Below are 13,809 nucleotides of genomic sequence, written 5' to 3'. Positions count from 1 at the left end.
GAGAGGTCCCTTCAAAGCTCGTCCAGCAAACGATCAATGGCCCGAACGACAACGCCTGCTGTACGTTCAGTGATGCAGATCAGCAAGTCGCAGGAGAATTGATGAGCCTCAACCTCGAAGCGGATTTCCAACACCATCGCAAGGTGTTCATTCAGGTTCAACTCATCCAGTGCGTTCGCTTCCTGATCCCTGTGGACGAGAATGGATGGCGCGTCATAGCTCACTTGAGTCGCCACCTGTTTTGCCAGGCCACTGATGCAGGCGCCGGTCAGAATGTTGGTGACATCGAGCATCAGCTCGTCCTGCTGGTCCAGACCGCCGCCCTTGTAGCCCAGCAGTTCGGCCAGTTCATCTGCCCCCATGCAGCCAAAGCACACGAACACTTCTCCGCGTAACTCCCCGAGGAAAGACTGGCGGGTGACGATCATGAAGCTTCGGCGCAGATGCTCCGGAATCGCCAGGTTATTCTGTTCCCGGATCAGCGGGTGAATAAAAGGAACCGAAAGCGTGACCATGGTATTGGTCAGCAGGGCCAGTCGCTCGGCCGCCTGCCCCATGGCGATATTCATCAGTTCCTGCAGGGCATCGCGTTGGTCTTCGGTGAGCTCGGCCAAGGTTTCCATCAAAGCACTCCTATGAGGTGTAAAGCTTCGAGTAGAGCTTCAGCCGTAACAGGCTTGGCCACGAAGGCAGCGGCGCCCAGGTTGAATACGAGTTGCCTGGCCCGGGGCTGGATGTCTGCGCTGATCACGACGACCACCACATTGGCGTTTTCGCGCTTGAGCGCCTCCAGGGTCTGGAAACCGTCCATGACGGGCATGGTGAGGTCGAGAAAAAGCAAATCGACCAAGCCCGCGTGATAGGCCTCCATCACCTCGGAGCCGTTACAGGCTTGGCGGACATCTTCGGTCAGTGATTCTGGCAGGGCACGCAAGACCAACTTGCGGGACATGGATGAGTCATCGGCGATTAGAACTTTCATGGTGCACTCCACATTTATGAAGTGTCCTACGGCTTCAGTCGCGGCCGAAGAAACTACAATTTCTTTTATTCTTTCAAGCACTCTAGCGTGACAAATAGCAAAGAGCCATCAGGAAATCCTGATATTGCGTGAGTGTTTTGCGATATAGCGTCGGCGATCAGTGATCTGGGACGCCCACCTTATAGTGGCGAGCGGGCTTGCCCCGCGTTGGGCTGCGAAGCGGCCCCCAAAACCAGGGCACTGCGGTGTGTCAGTTAAAAACACCTCGCCTGTAAGGGGGCCGCTTCGCAGCCCAACGCGGGGCAAGCCCGCTCGCCACAGCAAGCCCGCTCGCCACAACAGCCCGCTCGCCACAGGTGACTGTTTGCTCAGCCTTCCCACTTGCTCTGCGTTGTTCAGGAGGCCCAGGAGGCGACGCGCTCCGGCAGCAGGCCATACTGCTCAATCGCCCGCTGGCACACCCGCGGTTCCAGACGGCCCTGCTCTACCAAGGCAGTGAGTGCAGCCAGCACAATGTGATGACGATCCACCTCAAAGAAATCGCGCAACGCCGCCCGTGTATCACTGCGTCCGAAACCATCGGTGCCGAGCACGGTGTAGCTGGAGTCCAGGTACGAACCGATCATCTGCGGCACCGCCCGCACGTAATCAGATACCGCCACCACCGGCGCGCCCGTGGGCAAGCAGCCTGCCAGGTGACTGGTGCGTGCGACCTGCAGCGGATGCAGGCGATTCCAGCGTTCCACCTCGCGCGCCTCGCGGGCCAGTTCGCTGAAGCTGGTGACGCTGAACACCTCGCTCGCCACCTGCCAATCATCTGCCAGCAACTGCGCCGCCGCCTGGGCTTCGCGCAACAACGTGCCGGAGCCCAGCAGGCGTACTTGAGCGGCGCTGGCGCCTTCCAGGCGATACAAGCCCTTGATGATTGCGCCCTCCACGCCCTGGGGCAGAGTCGGTTGCGGGTAGTTTTCGTTCATCAGGGTCACGTAGTAGAACTCGTCTACGTCGTGTTCGAGCATCTGGCGCATGCCATGGTCGAGGATCACCGCAAACTCGCCGGCAAAGGCCGGATCGTAGGCGCGGCAATTGGGCACCGTGGCAGCGGTCAGGTGACTGCTGCCGTCCTGGTGCTGCAAGCCTTCACCGCCCAGGGTGGTACGCCCGGCGGTGGCGCCGAGCAGGAAGCCGCGGGCACGCTGGTCAGCGGCGGCCCAGATCAGGTCCCCCACACGCTGAAAGCCAAACATCGAGTAATAGATGTAGAAGGGCAACATGCGCAGGCCGTGAACAGAGTAGCTGGTGGCTGCCGCGACCCAGGAACTGATGGCACTGGCCTCGCTGATGCCCTCTTCGAGGATTTGCCCGTCGGTGGCTTCGCGGTAACTGAGGATCGAGCCAATGTCTTCCGGCTCGTAGCGCTGGCCGACGCTGGAATAGATACCAATCTGCTTGAACAGGTTGGCCATGCCGAAGGTCCGCGCCTCATCGGCAACGATGGGCACGATGCGCGGGCCGAGGGCCTTGTCCTTGAGCAGGTTGGTCAGCATGCGCACGAAGGCCATGGTGGTGGACATTTCCTTGCCTTCGGCGGCCGTGGCAAAAACGGCGTACCCCGTCACGGGAGGCACGGTAACCGGCGCGGCGAGCTGGCTGCGGCTGGGCACATAACCGCCCAGGGCCTGGCGCCGCTGGTGCAGGTAGCGCAGTTCAAGGCTGTCATCCGCCGGCTTGAAAAAACTCAGGGATTCGGCCTGCGCATCCGACAGGGGCAGTTGGAAGCGATTGCGAAAGGCGATCAGTGCTTCGCGATCGAGCTTCTTCTGTTGGTGGGTGGTCATCTTGCCCTGCCCGGCCTCGCCCATGCCGAAGCCCTTTTTGGTCTGGGCCAGGATCACCGTGGGCTTGCCCTTGACCCGACGCGCGGCGTGGTAGGCGGCGTGGATCTTGACCATGTCGTGGCCGCCACGCTTGAGCCGGTCGATCTGTTCATCACTCATGCCCTCGACCAGAGCGGCCAGGGATGGGCTTTGGCCAAAAAAATGTTCGCGATTATAGGCGCCGTCCTTGGCCGCGAAGGTCTGGAATTGCCCGTCCACGGTGTGCGACAGGGTATCGACCAGCGCACCGTCGGCGTCGTTGGCGAGCAAGGCATCCCAGTCCGAGCCCCACACCAGCTTGATCACGTTCCAGCCCGCACCACCGAACAAGGCCTCCAGTTCATCGATGATCCGCCCATTGCCGCGCACCGGGCCGTCGAGACGTTGCAGGTTGCAATTGACCACCCAGGTCAGGTTGTCGAGGCCTTCGCGGGCGGCCAGGGTCAGGGCCGACATGCTTTCCGGTTCGTCCATCTCGCCGTCGCCGAACACGCCCCACACATGGCGGTCGGTGGTGTCCTGCAAGCCGCGATGCTGCAGGTAGCGCATAAAGCGCGCCTGGAAAATCGAGCTGATCGGGCCAATGCCCATGGAACCGGTGGGAAATTGCCAGAAGTCCGGCATCAACCACGGATGAGGGTAACTGGAGAGCCCCCGCGCACCGGCCTTGGCCCCGCCGATTTCCTGGCGATAGTGAGCCAGGTCCTGTTCGCTCAGGCGCCCTTCAAGGAAAGCGCGCGCATAGATACCGGGAGCGGAATGAGGTTGATAGAACACCAGGTCGCCGCCAAACCCGTCGTTGCGTGCGCGGAAAAAGTGGTTGAAGCCCACTTCGAACAAATCCGCCGCACTGGCGTAGCTGGCGATATGGCCGCCGAGCTCGCCATAGGCCTGGTTGGCGCGCACGACCATGGCCAAGGCATTCCAGCGCACCAACGAGGCCAGGCGCTCCTCGGTGGCCAGGTCACCGGGAAATGCCGGCTGCTGGTCGACGCTGATGCTGTTGACATAGGGCGTGCCGTGGCGCGGTTTCCAATCGATGTGGGGGGCACGGCCTTCGCGGGCCAGCAGGTCAAGGATCTGCCGTGCACGCGCGGGGCCGGCGTTGGCCACCAGTGAGGCCAGGGCATCGCGCCATTCGCTCAGTTCTTCGTCGTCCACTGCGGTGTGATTCACTGCACTCGCGAAACCATTCATGGGCACCTCCGGGCTTTTTTCCAGTTTATGTCGGTGACGGAGGATTTTTTGCCTATTTTCAGGCGCTTCAGAGCGCATTTTGAGCATGAATCACTGCCAATCAGATTTTTCCCAGCACGTTGTGCTCCAGCGCCGTGTCCATCCCTCACAAAAAAACCGCAACTGTGTTTAAAATGCCGCCCGCTCAATGAATGACGCTCAACGATGAACCCAGACGTACTCGCCACGCTGCATGCCCACCTGCTCACGGCCCTGGCCGACGCGCCCACGGAAACCCGCCGCCTGTTCCACGGCCGTGGCCGCTGCTGGCCGGGCCTGGAGCAACTGACGGTCGATTGGTTGCAAGGGGTGGTGCTGGTCGCGCTGTTCAAGGAACCGGAACCGGCGCAGCTGGATGCCTTCAAGCTGTGGCTGAGCACTTTCGAATGGGCGCGGTACGGCGTGCGCAGCGTCGCCTTGCAACACCGTTACCTGCCGCAAAGCACCACCGAATGGTTGTTCGGCGAAGCCGTCGACGCGTTGACGATCACCGAAGGCGGCCTGCGCTATTTGATCGACCTGGGGAAAAAACAGAACAGCGGCCTGTTCCTCGATATGCGCTACGGTCGCAATTGGGTGCGTGAGCAGGCCAAGGGCCAGCGGGTACTCAACCTGTTCGCCTACACCTGCGGTTTCTCCGTGGCCGCCATCGAAGGCGGTGCCGAGCATGTGGTGAACCTGGACATGGCCCGTGGCGCCCTCAGCCGTGGCCGCGACAACCATCGGCTGAACGGTCATGACCTGGGCAAAGTGACCTTCCTCGGCCACGACCTGTTCAAGTCCTGGGCCAAGGTGACGAATAGCGGCCCCTACGACCTGGTGATCATCGACCCGCCGTCCTTCCAGAAAGGCAGCTTCCTGTTGACCAAGGACTACCAGCGTGTGCTGCGCCGCCTGCCGGACTTGCTCACGGCACAGGGCACTGTGCTGGCATGCATGAACGATCCGGCGTTCGGCGAAGACTTCCTGATCGACAGCGTCACGCGCGAAGCACCGGGCCTGCGCTTTATCGAACGGCTGCAAAACCCGCCGGAATTTCCGGATATCGACGCGCAAAGTGGCCTGAAAGCGCTGGTGTTCCGCCAGGGCTGATGCTGAATCGTCCTACGCTTGCTACGCTAGGCAATACACCGGGGCGGTGAACCTTATCCCCCCCTTCCCGGTCGATACCTGCATTCCCTGGCCAGACTCGACGGTGTCACATCGTCGGCTGCCCCGTTTCACCTTTGGAGAACCGCCCGTGATATCGACCCTGCATGTAGCCAGACTGAAAGCCTGGGGCGCCCACGGCTTTACCGCCACCGGTGTGGTATTGGCCTTCCTGGCCACCCTGGCGCTGCTGGAAAACTCACCCAAGGCTTGCCTGCTATGGCTGGGCCTGGCGCTGGTGGTCGATGGCGTGGATGGCTCGCTGGCTCGCCGGGTGAATGTCAGCACGGTACTGCCCAGCTTTGACGGTTCGGTGTTGGACCTGGTGATCGACTACCTGACCTACGTATTTATCCCGGCACTGTTTATCTATCGCTATATCGACCTGCCGGACTTCACCCACTTGTTCACGGTGTCGGTGATCCTGGTGTCGTCGTTGTTCTGCTTCTGCAACGTGAACATGAAGAGCAAGGACAACTACTTCGTCGGCTTCCCGGCCGCGTGGAATGTGGTTGCCCTCTGCGTGTATATCATCCAGCCAGACGCCTGGGTGACCTTGTTGACCGTGATCGGCCTGGCGCTGCTGACCGTGACGCCGATGAAGTTTTTGCATCCGTTCCGGGTCAAGCGCTTCATGCCGATCAACATCGCGGTGACCACGATCTGGTTGCTGTGCAGCTTTTTGATGGTGGTGGATTACCCCAATACCAACCCGTGGACATTCGGCTTGTGGTCGCTGATGTCGGCGTATTTCCTCGGGATTTGCATCTGGCGCACGGCGCTGGAGTGGCTGGGCACGCACAAATAGCCAAGCGGGCACGGTAAAACATGTGGGAGGGAGGGGGCTTGCCCCCTCCCACATTTGGTTCTGCGTACCTCAGGCAGGTAAGATGGCGGCCCTTCGCACAGCGCTTTTGCTGCGCCCTGCCACCATTAAGCCCTGCCCAATGCCTTTCGAACTCAGCGTAGACCTCACCACCCTCGCCATTCTGGCCGTCGTGGCCTTTATCGCCGGCTTCATCGACGCCATCGCCGGCGGCGGTGGGTTGCTCACCACCCCGGCCCTGCTCACCGCGGGCATGCCGCCTCACCTGGTGTTGGGCACCAACAAGCTCAGTTCCACCTTCGGCTCGGCCACCGCCAGCTTCACCTTCTACCGACGCAAGCTGTTCCACCCGCGCCAATGGGTGCACGCCATCGTCGGCACCTTGGTCGGCGCACTGGCCGGGGCCGTGGTCGCCCACTACCTGCCCGCCGAAACCCTGAACAAGATGCTGCCGGTCATTGTCTTTGGCTGTGGCCTGTACCTGTTATTCGGTGGCACACCCAAGGCTGCGCTGGATGCCGATGCACCGATCAAGAAGAAATGGCAAAGCACCCAAGGCTTTGGCCTGGGTTTCTATGATGGCGTAGCCGGGCCAGGTACGGGCGCGTTCTGGACCGTGAGCACAATGCTGCTGCACCCCATCGACCTGGTGAAGGCCAGCGGCGTGGCGCGCAGCATGAACTTCGTCAGCAACGCGGCGGCGCTGTCGGTGTTTATCTTCAACGGCTCGGTGGATTGGATCGTCGGCCTGGCCATGGGCATCTCGGTGATGTGCGGCGCATTCTTTGGCGCACGCAGCGCAATCAGCGGCGGCGCCAAATTCATTCGCCCGGTATTTATCACCGTGGTCCTTGGCCTGACTGTACGCCTAGCCTGGCAGCACTGGTTCAGCGTGGCCTAAGCGACGCGCGACGTACAGGTCGATCAGGTAGCGCGCAATCGAGCGTGACGCCGGCAACGGCGGCAGGTCGTGGATGTTGAACCACTGCGCGTCCTCGATTTCGTCAGCCTGGGGCACGATATCGCCGCCGGCGTACTCGGCATGGAAGCCCAGCATCATCGAGTGAGGGAACGGCCAGCACTGGCTGCCCATGTACTGGATGTTGCGCACCTCCACCTGCACTTCTTCGCGCACTTCACGGATCAAGCAGTCTTCGGCCGACTCACCCGGTTCGGCAAACCCCGCCAACGTGCTGTACACCCCAGGCACAAAGCGTGGCGAACGCGCCAGCAGGATCTCATCACCGCGGGTCACCAGCACGATCATGCTTGGCGAGATACGCGGGTAGCTGCGCAGGTCACAGGCCTCACAGAACATCGCTCGCTCACGGGGCACCTGGACCATGGCCTGCCCGCAACTCCCGCAGAACCGGTGTTCCCGGGCCCAGGTACCGATCTGCGCGGCATAGCCCAACACTTTGTAAAGCCGGTGATCACCTTGCAACATGAAGCCGCGCAGGCCCTGCCAACTGCAGCCGGGGACCTCGCTGGCGGCGTTGAGCTCCAGCAGGTACACCGGCTCGCCGTCGAGGTGGCCGATACCGTGTTCGGCGAACACCGAAAGGTCTTGGCGCTTGAGCCATTCCCGTGGGAACAGCGGGCCGTTGGTGTCATGCAAAAAGCCGTCGTGGCTGCGGGCGACAGCCCAGCCGCCGGGGGTTTGGTTGTCCAGCAGCGTAGTGGTAATCCAGCCTGGGGTCATGTCAGTCAATCCACGAATTCGGGTTTCTGCTTGCTCATATGGGCCGCGATGGCCACGCGCAGGTCGTTGGATTGCAACATAGCCGAGTTCCAGGTGGCAACGTATTCCAGGCCGTCATTGACCGTATGGTCACGCATGTAGCTGATCATGGCCTTGGTACCGGTCACGGCGATCGGCGATTTGGCGGCGATTTCATGGGCGATTTCCAGGACGCCGGCCAACAGGCTTTGCTGGTCGGCATACACGCGATTGACCAGGCCGATGCTGCGCGCTTCCTCGGCACCGAACGCGCGGCCGGTATAGGCCAGCTCACGCAGCATGCCGTCGCCGATAATGCGCGGCAGGCGTTGCAGGGTGCCGACGTCAGCGGCCATGCCGATGTCGATTTCCTTGATGGAGAATTGCGCGTCCTCGGCGGCGTAACGCATGTCGCAGGCGCTGATCAGGTCGATGGCCCCCCCAATGCAGTAACCCTGGATCGCCGCCAGCACCGGCTTGCGGCAGTTGTCGACGGCGTTGAACGAGGCTTGCAACTCAAGGATCTTGCGGCGCAGCAGGCGTGCGTTACGGCCCACGTCCTTGCCGAACGCATTGGCCACCGAGGCCAGCATCATCAGGTCGATACCGGACGAAAAGTGCTTGCCGGCACCGCTGAGTACCACGGCGCGCACGGCGTCGGTGTCTTCCACCCATTGGAAGATATCGATGATCTCGGTCCAGAACGCCGCGTTCATCGCATTGATCTTTTCCGGGCGGTTGATCTGCACATGGGCAACGTTACCGATGAGTTCGACGACGAAAGCTTGGTATTCGGACATGGCAGTGATCCCTGGCTGGCGATTGAGAAAGGCCAGACTATAACAAGGGTGCACAAGGGCGCATCGGCCAAAAACAGGACTGGTAAAAGCCATTGAATGCAGTGGCGCAGGGTTGACGGCACGCCGATACATTTCATCCAGGCCCGACGGTTTATCGGCTATACACTCTGGGGCACTGTCTGGAGTCGTTTATGCCGTCCACGTTTCGCTCATCGTTGATTCTGGCCCTGGTGGTGGTGTTCACCGGCATTGGCGCCGGCCTGGGCGGGATGCTCCTGGCGTTGCTGCTGCATGGCATTCAACACCTGGCCTACGGCTACAGCCTCGACAGCCTGGTCGGGCATGAAACCTTTCTGCGGGGTGTCACTGCCGCGCCCCCCGAGCGGCGCTTGCAGGTGTTGGTGGTGTGCGGCCTGGTCGCCGGCCTGGGTTGGTGGGCCGTGTATCGCTATGGTCGCCCGCTGGTGAGCATCAAGCAGGCGGTGTCACCCACGATGCCGATCATGCCGCCCAAGACCACCCTCGCCCACGCCCTGTTGCAGATCGTCACCGTGGCGCTGGGCTCGCCCCTGGGCCGTGAAGTGGCGCCGCGCGAGGTCGGCGCACTGGCCGGCAGTTGGTTGTCGCAACGCGCGCGGCTGACCCCGGATATGCACCGTTTGATCGTTGCCTGTGGCGCGGGCGCGGGCCTGGCGGCGGTGTACAACGTGCCGCTGGGCGGCGCGGTGTTTGTGCTGGAGGTGCTGGTGGGCGCGTTCAGTTGGCCCGCGGCGCTGATCGCCCTGGCGACCTCGGCCATTGGTGCGGCCGTGGCCTGGATCGGGTTGGGAGCGGAGGCGCAGTACGTCGTGCCGCATTTTGTCCTGAGCCCGGCATTGATCGCCTGGGCCGTGGTCTGCGGGCCGCTGTTTGGCATGGCCGCCTACGGTTTCACGCGCCTGACCGGCGCCGCGCGGGCGAACGCCGCGCGCGGCTGGCGCCTGCCGGTGCTGTGCTTGATTAATTTCACGCTCATCGGCGGCCTGGCGATGCTGCTGCCGCAAATCCTCGGCAATGGCAAAGGCCCGGCGCAATTGGGTTTCGACAATGAACTGACGATCGGCCTGGCCGCGCTGTTGCTGCTGGTCAAGGTGCTGATCACCACCAGCAGCCTGCGCGCCGGGGCCGAGGGCGGGCTGTTGACGCCCGGCCTGGCCAACGGCGCGCTACTGGCGATTATCCTCGGCGGCGCCTGGAGCCTGGCGTGGCCCGGAGTACCGTTGGGGGCTTTCGCGATCATCGGCGCGGCCGCTTTCCTGGCCGCCAGCATGAGCATGCCGCTGACAGCGATCGTGCTGGTGGCGGAATTCACCCGTATCGAGCATGACTTCCTGGTACCGATTATTCTCGCGGTGGTGGGTGCGGTCTGCGTGAGCAAGCTGTGCCAACGCTGGGAAAGTGCTGGAAAAAAGCCGGCCCAAGCGCCATCCTGCGCGCTTTAAGCCGCCCCATCAGCGGCGCTCGACGTTTAAGGACATGCCCATGCTCACCCACCCCCTCGCCCCCGCCGATTTCGAATTTATCGAAGACACCCTGCTCCAGTACGGCGATGACCATTCGGTGCTGAACCTGGCTGAGCTCGACGGCTACTTCACGGCCTTGGTGTCCAGCCCGGCGCAGGTGGATATCGCCGAATGGTTCCCGGCGATCTGGGGTGGGCAAAACCCGGACTGGGAAAGCGCCGAGCAAGCCAAGCAGTTCCTCGAACTGTGCGTACGCCATATGAACGCCCTCGCCACACAGCTGGCCACCGATGCCCAGGGTTTCAAGGCGCGCTTCGATGACACCGAGCATCAGGGGCAAACCGTGACCCTCGCCGAAGAATGGTGCTTTGGCTATATCCGCGGTGCCGCGATCGGCAACTGGCCGGACCTGCCCGCTGAACAGGCCGCGAACCTGGAGAAAATCTCCTGGTGCGCCGAACAGGACAACTTCGAGTTGCCGGCCGACCTCGATGTACAGGCCCATCAGCAGCGCGCCAGCGCAATCGAACCGGCCGCTCGGGCGCTGCACGATTACTGGCTCGCCCAGCGCTAAGCCTCGACAAGCGTGGCGTCTATGCCCGATTATTCGGGTCCGCCCGTCGGCCACTCCGTACCACCTTGCCTTGAATCAGGAGCCTTGTACCTTGAGTTCGCAGAAAACCGTGACCGTTACACCGCCCAATTTCCCCCTCACTGGCAAGGTCGCGCCCCCCGGCTCCAAATCCATTACCAACCGCGCCCTGCTGCTGGCGGCCCTGGCCACCGGCACCAGTCGCCTGAGCGGCGCACTGAAGAGTGATGACACCCGGCACATGTCGGTGGCCCTGCGCCAGATGGGCGTGATCATCGATGAGCCGGACGACACCACCTTCGTGGTCACCGGTTCAGGCAAGCTGCAATTGCCGGCGCAACCGCTGTTCCTCGGCAACGCCGGCACCGCCATGCGCTTCCTCACCGCCGCCGTGGCCACCGTGCAAGGCACCGTGGTGCTGGACGGCGACGACTACATGCAAAAACGCCCGATCGGCCCGCTGCTGGCGACCCTGCGTGAGAACGGCATCCAGGTCGAGAGCCCGACCGGCTGCCCCCCGGTGACCGTGCACGGCGTCGGCAAGGTCCAGGCCAAGCGCTTCGAGATCGATGGCGGCTTGTCCAGCCAGTACGTCTCGGCCCTGCTGATGCTCGCAGCCTGCGGCGAAGCGCCGATTGAAGTGGCGCTGACCGGCAAGGATATCGGCGCCCGTGGGTATGTGGACCTGACCCTGGACTGCATGCGTGCGTTCGGCGCGCAGGTCGAGGTGGTCGACGACACGACCTGGCGCGTGGCCCCCACCGGCTACACCGCCCATGACTACCTGATCGAGCCCGACGCTTCCGCCGCCACGTACCTGTGGGCTGCCGAAGTGTTGACCGGCGGCCGCATCGACATCGGCGTGGCCGCGCAGGACTTCACCCAGCCAGACGCCAAGGCCCAGGCCGTGATTGCCCAGTTCCCGCACATGCAGGCCACGGTGGTCGGTTCGCAGATGCAGGATGCGATCCCCACCCTGGCCGTGCTGGCCGCGTTCAACAACACCCCGGTACGCTTCACCGAACTGGCCAACCTGCGGGTCAAGGAATGTGATCGGGTGCAGGCGCTGCATGACGGCCTGAACGAGATTCGTCCGGGCCTGGCGAGCATTGAAGGCGACGACTTGCTGGTCGCCGCCGACCCGGCGTTGGCCGGCACGTCGTGCAACGCCCTGATCGACACCCACGCCGACCATCGCATTGCCATGTGCTTTGCCCTCGCCGGGCTGAAGGTCTCGGGCATCAGGATTCAAGACCCGGACTGCGTGGCCAAGACCTATCCTGAGTACTGGAAGGCCTTGGGCAGCCTCGGTGTGGCGCTGACTTACTGAGGAAAACGCGTCGGAATGGGGAGGGAATGAACATGACGATTCGCCAACCCTGCCCACCCGGCGCCTGCGTCTGCGATCGCGAACAGTTGCTGCAAGCCCCCGGCGCCGACCTGCGCATTCTCAGCCTGACCCGCCAGGAAGAAAAACGCCTGCTCGAACGCCTTGAAAACCTGCAGAACCTGCAAGACCTGGAACGTATGCAGCAGCGGATGTACGAACTGTTGGGCATTCGCGTGCACATCGCGCCGGGGCACACCGAGGTCAAGAGCATGCGCGGGATTCAGATCGTGATCGACGAACTGCCCGGCATGTGCCGCAAGACCCGACAATCGATCCCGGCGGCGATTCGTCGGGGCCTGGAGAAAAACCCGGAAATTGCCTACCGCCTGCTGGACGCCCACGATCTGTTTCGCGAAGGTTGAATCAACCGGCAACCGTCTCGGCCTCGAACAGTCTCTGCCCCACCGCCTTGGCCGTTTGCAGATGCGCGGTCGCCGCGCCATCTTCCGACTCCAGCAACAGCTCCGACGTCACCACCTGGGCCCCGCAGTAATCAAAGATCCCGTAGTCGATTTGCGTGCGCATCGCCTTGGCATAGCCATGTCGATCAAAGGCGCTTTCATCGGCGGCGCCCAGGGCCAGCAGGTGCACACGCAAGTGGCGCAGCTTTTTCACCACGGGCGTGGCGGGGCCGTAGTCGATTGCCCAGCCGTTGACGAAAACGCGGTCGACCCAGCCCTTGAGCAACGCCGGCATGGACCACCAGTAGATCGGGAACGCTATCACCAGCGCATCGGCACGGTCGATGCGCGCTTGTTCGGCCAATACGTCGGCCGGCGGCGTAGCGCGGATACGGTGCACAAGGTGATCGGCGGCGGCGTAGCGCGGGTTGAAGCCTTCGGCGGCGAGGTCGGCGATTTCGAAGCTGTGGCCCGCCGCAGTCAGCCCGGCAGCCACCTGCGCGGCCACGGCGTGGGTGAGCGATTGTGGGTCGTGATGGGCAACGACGATGAGTGCGTGCATGACTTTGACTCCCTTTCGGTTTAATCTACTTTTAGTAAGTTAACGCAGATAAGTTACTTTTGGTATATAAGCATGTCAAGCCTTGAATCCCCTGCCCCACGTCGTCGCCTGTCCCGTGAAGATCGCCTGCGCCAATTATTGGATGTGGCCTGGCAACTGGTGCGCGAGGAAGGCACCGAAGCGCTGACCCTGGGCCGCCTGGCGGAACTGGCGGGCGTGACCAAGCCGGTGGTCTACGACCATTTCGTCACCCGCGCCGGGTTGCTCGCCGCGCTGTATGAAGACTTCGACGGGCGTCAGACCCAGGTGTTTGCCGAGGCCCTCGACGCCAGCAGCGCGACCTTGGAAGAGCGCGCAGGGGTGATTGCCTCGTGCTATGTCGATTGCGTGTTATTGCAGGGCCGGGAAATTCCGGGGGTGATTGCGGCACTGAGCAGCTCGCCGGAGCTGGAAGCGCTCAAGCGCAAATACGAGGCGATCTTTCTCGACAAATGCCGCGCCGCGCTGGCGCCCTTTGGCCAGGTATCACAGGCAGGATTGCGGGCGATGCTGGGTGCCGCGGAAGCGTTGTCCCACGCAGCCGCCAGTGGCGAAATCAGCCGTGAAGAGGCGCAACAGGAGTTGCTGGCGACGATTCTGGCGATGGTCAATCGCTCACGGAGCTGAAGACTGGACGGGCTTGCCCTGATGCTGTCCAGTTAAGGCTTTTTTGTAGGAGCGAGCTTGCTCGCGAAGAACTCACAGGCGCCGCGTTGATTCAGGAAACACGCGT

General features: G+C 62.6%; 14 protein-coding genes. 8 read left to right on the top strand and 6 right to left on the bottom strand.

From position 1 onward, the window contains the following. Positions 1-11: 11 nt before the first annotated feature. The 3 genes from AC1Q6I_RS13590 to mdeB all read right to left on the bottom strand — a co-directional run bounded on the left by AC1Q6I_RS13590 (position 12) and on the right by mdeB (position 4,056). Entirely contained in the window at positions 12-623 is a 612-nt protein-coding gene (locus AC1Q6I_RS13590; RefSeq protein WP_024075190.1) for a chemotaxis protein CheC, read from the bottom strand. After that, a complete protein-coding gene (locus AC1Q6I_RS13585) occupies positions 623-982 on the bottom strand; it encodes a response regulator (protein ID WP_102625517.1) in 360 nt (119 codons plus the stop codon). The genes AC1Q6I_RS13590 and AC1Q6I_RS13585 overlap by 1 nt, the downstream gene beginning before the upstream one ends. Positions 983-1,377: 395 nt before the next feature. Then, positions 1,378-4,056: an alpha-ketoglutarate dehydrogenase gene (gene mdeB, locus AC1Q6I_RS13580; RefSeq protein WP_102625516.1), complete on the bottom strand. Its 2,679-nt coding sequence runs from the start codon at positions 4,054-4,056 to the stop codon at positions 1,378-1,380. Between the two features lie 204 nt (positions 4,057-4,260). On the opposite strand from mdeB, the gene AC1Q6I_RS13575 reads away from it, so the two are divergent. The 3 genes from AC1Q6I_RS13575 (at position 4,261) to AC1Q6I_RS13565 (ending at position 6,971) form a co-directional block, all read left to right on the top strand. Further along, entirely contained in the window at positions 4,261-5,187 is a 927-nt protein-coding gene (locus AC1Q6I_RS13575; RefSeq protein WP_102625515.1) for a class I SAM-dependent methyltransferase, read from the top strand. Between the two features lie 148 nt (positions 5,188-5,335). Continuing rightward, positions 5,336-6,052, top strand: coding sequence for a phosphatidylcholine synthase (gene pcsA, locus AC1Q6I_RS13570; protein WP_024075186.1), 717 nt, complete (start codon positions 5,336-5,338; stop codon positions 6,050-6,052). A 139-nt stretch (positions 6,053-6,191) separates the two neighbouring features. After that, the gene (locus AC1Q6I_RS13565) at positions 6,192-6,971 is read left to right on the top strand and encodes a TSUP family transporter (protein WP_041161192.1); all 780 of its coding nucleotides are present in this window, start codon (positions 6,192-6,194) and stop codon (positions 6,969-6,971) included. On the opposite strand, the gene nudC is transcribed toward AC1Q6I_RS13565, so the two are convergent. Further along, entirely contained in the window at positions 6,939-7,772 is an 834-nt protein-coding gene (gene nudC, locus AC1Q6I_RS13560) for an NAD(+) diphosphatase (protein WP_102625514.1), read from the bottom strand. The two genes, AC1Q6I_RS13565 and nudC, sit on opposite strands and share 33 nt — an antisense overlap. A 5-nt stretch (positions 7,773-7,777) precedes the next feature. Continuing rightward, positions 7,778-8,590: a crotonase/enoyl-CoA hydratase family protein gene (locus AC1Q6I_RS13555; protein ID WP_024075183.1), complete on the bottom strand. Its 813-nt coding sequence runs from the start codon at positions 8,588-8,590 to the stop codon at positions 7,778-7,780. A gap of 191 nt (positions 8,591-8,781) precedes the next feature. On the opposite strand from AC1Q6I_RS13555, the gene AC1Q6I_RS13550 reads away from it, so the two are divergent. The 4 genes from AC1Q6I_RS13550 to AC1Q6I_RS13535 all read left to right on the top strand — a co-directional run bounded on the left by AC1Q6I_RS13550 (position 8,782) and on the right by AC1Q6I_RS13535 (position 12,436). Continuing rightward, positions 8,782-10,071, top strand: coding sequence for a chloride channel protein (locus tag AC1Q6I_RS13550; protein WP_024075182.1), 1,290 nt, complete (start codon positions 8,782-8,784; stop codon positions 10,069-10,071). A gap of 40 nt (positions 10,072-10,111) precedes the next feature. Continuing rightward, positions 10,112-10,666 (top strand): UPF0149 family protein, encoded by a 555-nt coding sequence (locus tag AC1Q6I_RS13545; RefSeq protein WP_102625513.1) that lies wholly within the window; start codon positions 10,112-10,114, stop codon positions 10,664-10,666. A 91-nt stretch (positions 10,667-10,757) separates the two neighbouring features. Beyond that, positions 10,758-12,014, top strand: coding sequence for a 3-phosphoshikimate 1-carboxyvinyltransferase (gene aroA / locus AC1Q6I_RS13540; protein ID WP_024075180.1), 1,257 nt, complete (start codon positions 10,758-10,760; stop codon positions 12,012-12,014). 32 nt (positions 12,015-12,046) lie between these two features. Further along, a complete protein-coding gene (locus AC1Q6I_RS13535) occupies positions 12,047-12,436 on the top strand; it encodes a hypothetical protein (protein ID WP_041161191.1) in 390 nt (129 codons plus the stop codon). Between the two features lies 1 nt (position 12,437). On the opposite strand, the gene AC1Q6I_RS13530 is transcribed toward AC1Q6I_RS13535, so the two are convergent. Next, positions 12,438-13,037, bottom strand: coding sequence for an NAD(P)H-dependent oxidoreductase (locus tag AC1Q6I_RS13530; RefSeq protein ID WP_102625512.1), 600 nt, complete (start codon positions 13,035-13,037; stop codon positions 12,438-12,440). Positions 13,038-13,109: 72 nt separating this feature from the next. Here AC1Q6I_RS13530 and AC1Q6I_RS13525 point away from each other — a divergent pair, with 72 nt between their 5' ends. Next, on the top strand, positions 13,110-13,703 hold the full coding sequence (locus AC1Q6I_RS13525) for a TetR/AcrR family transcriptional regulator (protein WP_069075897.1): 594 nt from the start codon (positions 13,110-13,112) through the stop codon (positions 13,701-13,703). Positions 13,704-13,809 lie beyond the last annotated feature (106 nt).

It is taken from the genome of Pseudomonas sp. MPR-R2A5 (assembly GCF_058793055.1).
The sequence above is the reverse complement of the archived record's forward strand: the minus strand, read 5'-3'. Positions and strand labels throughout refer to the sequence as shown.

What these genes read in the sequence shown, in the direction of transcription:
- AC1Q6I_RS13590 (WP_024075190.1), bottom strand. Translation starts at nt 623, where the DNA reads ATGGAAACCTTGGCCGAGCTCACCGAAGACCAACGCGATGCCCTGCAG.
- AC1Q6I_RS13585 (WP_102625517.1), bottom strand. Translation starts at nt 982, where the DNA reads ATGAAAGTTCTAATCGCCGATGACTCATCCATGTCCCGCAAGTTGGTC.
- mdeB (WP_102625516.1), bottom strand. Translation starts at nt 4,056, where the DNA reads ATGAATGGTTTCGCGAGTGCAGTGAATCACACCGCAGTGGACGACGAA.
- AC1Q6I_RS13575 (WP_102625515.1), top strand. Translation starts at nt 4,261, where the DNA reads ATGAACCCAGACGTACTCGCCACGCTGCATGCCCACCTGCTCACGGCC.
- AC1Q6I_RS13565 (WP_041161192.1), top strand. Translation starts at nt 6,192, where the DNA reads ATGCCTTTCGAACTCAGCGTAGACCTCACCACCCTCGCCATTCTGGCC.
- nudC (WP_102625514.1), bottom strand. Translation starts at nt 7,772, where the DNA reads ATGACCCCAGGCTGGATTACCACTACGCTGCTGGACAACCAAACCCCC.
- AC1Q6I_RS13555 (WP_024075183.1), bottom strand. Translation starts at nt 8,590, where the DNA reads ATGTCCGAATACCAAGCTTTCGTCGTCGAACTCATCGGTAACGTTGCC.
- AC1Q6I_RS13550 (WP_024075182.1), top strand. Translation starts at nt 8,782, where the DNA reads ATGCCGTCCACGTTTCGCTCATCGTTGATTCTGGCCCTGGTGGTGGTG.
- AC1Q6I_RS13545 (WP_102625513.1), top strand. Translation starts at nt 10,112, where the DNA reads ATGCTCACCCACCCCCTCGCCCCCGCCGATTTCGAATTTATCGAAGAC.
- AC1Q6I_RS13535 (WP_041161191.1), top strand. Translation starts at nt 12,047, where the DNA reads ATGACGATTCGCCAACCCTGCCCACCCGGCGCCTGCGTCTGCGATCGC.
- AC1Q6I_RS13530 (WP_102625512.1), bottom strand. Translation starts at nt 13,037, where the DNA reads ATGCACGCACTCATCGTCGTTGCCCATCACGACCCACAATCGCTCACC.
- AC1Q6I_RS13525 (WP_069075897.1), top strand. Translation starts at nt 13,110, where the DNA reads ATGTCAAGCCTTGAATCCCCTGCCCCACGTCGTCGCCTGTCCCGTGAA.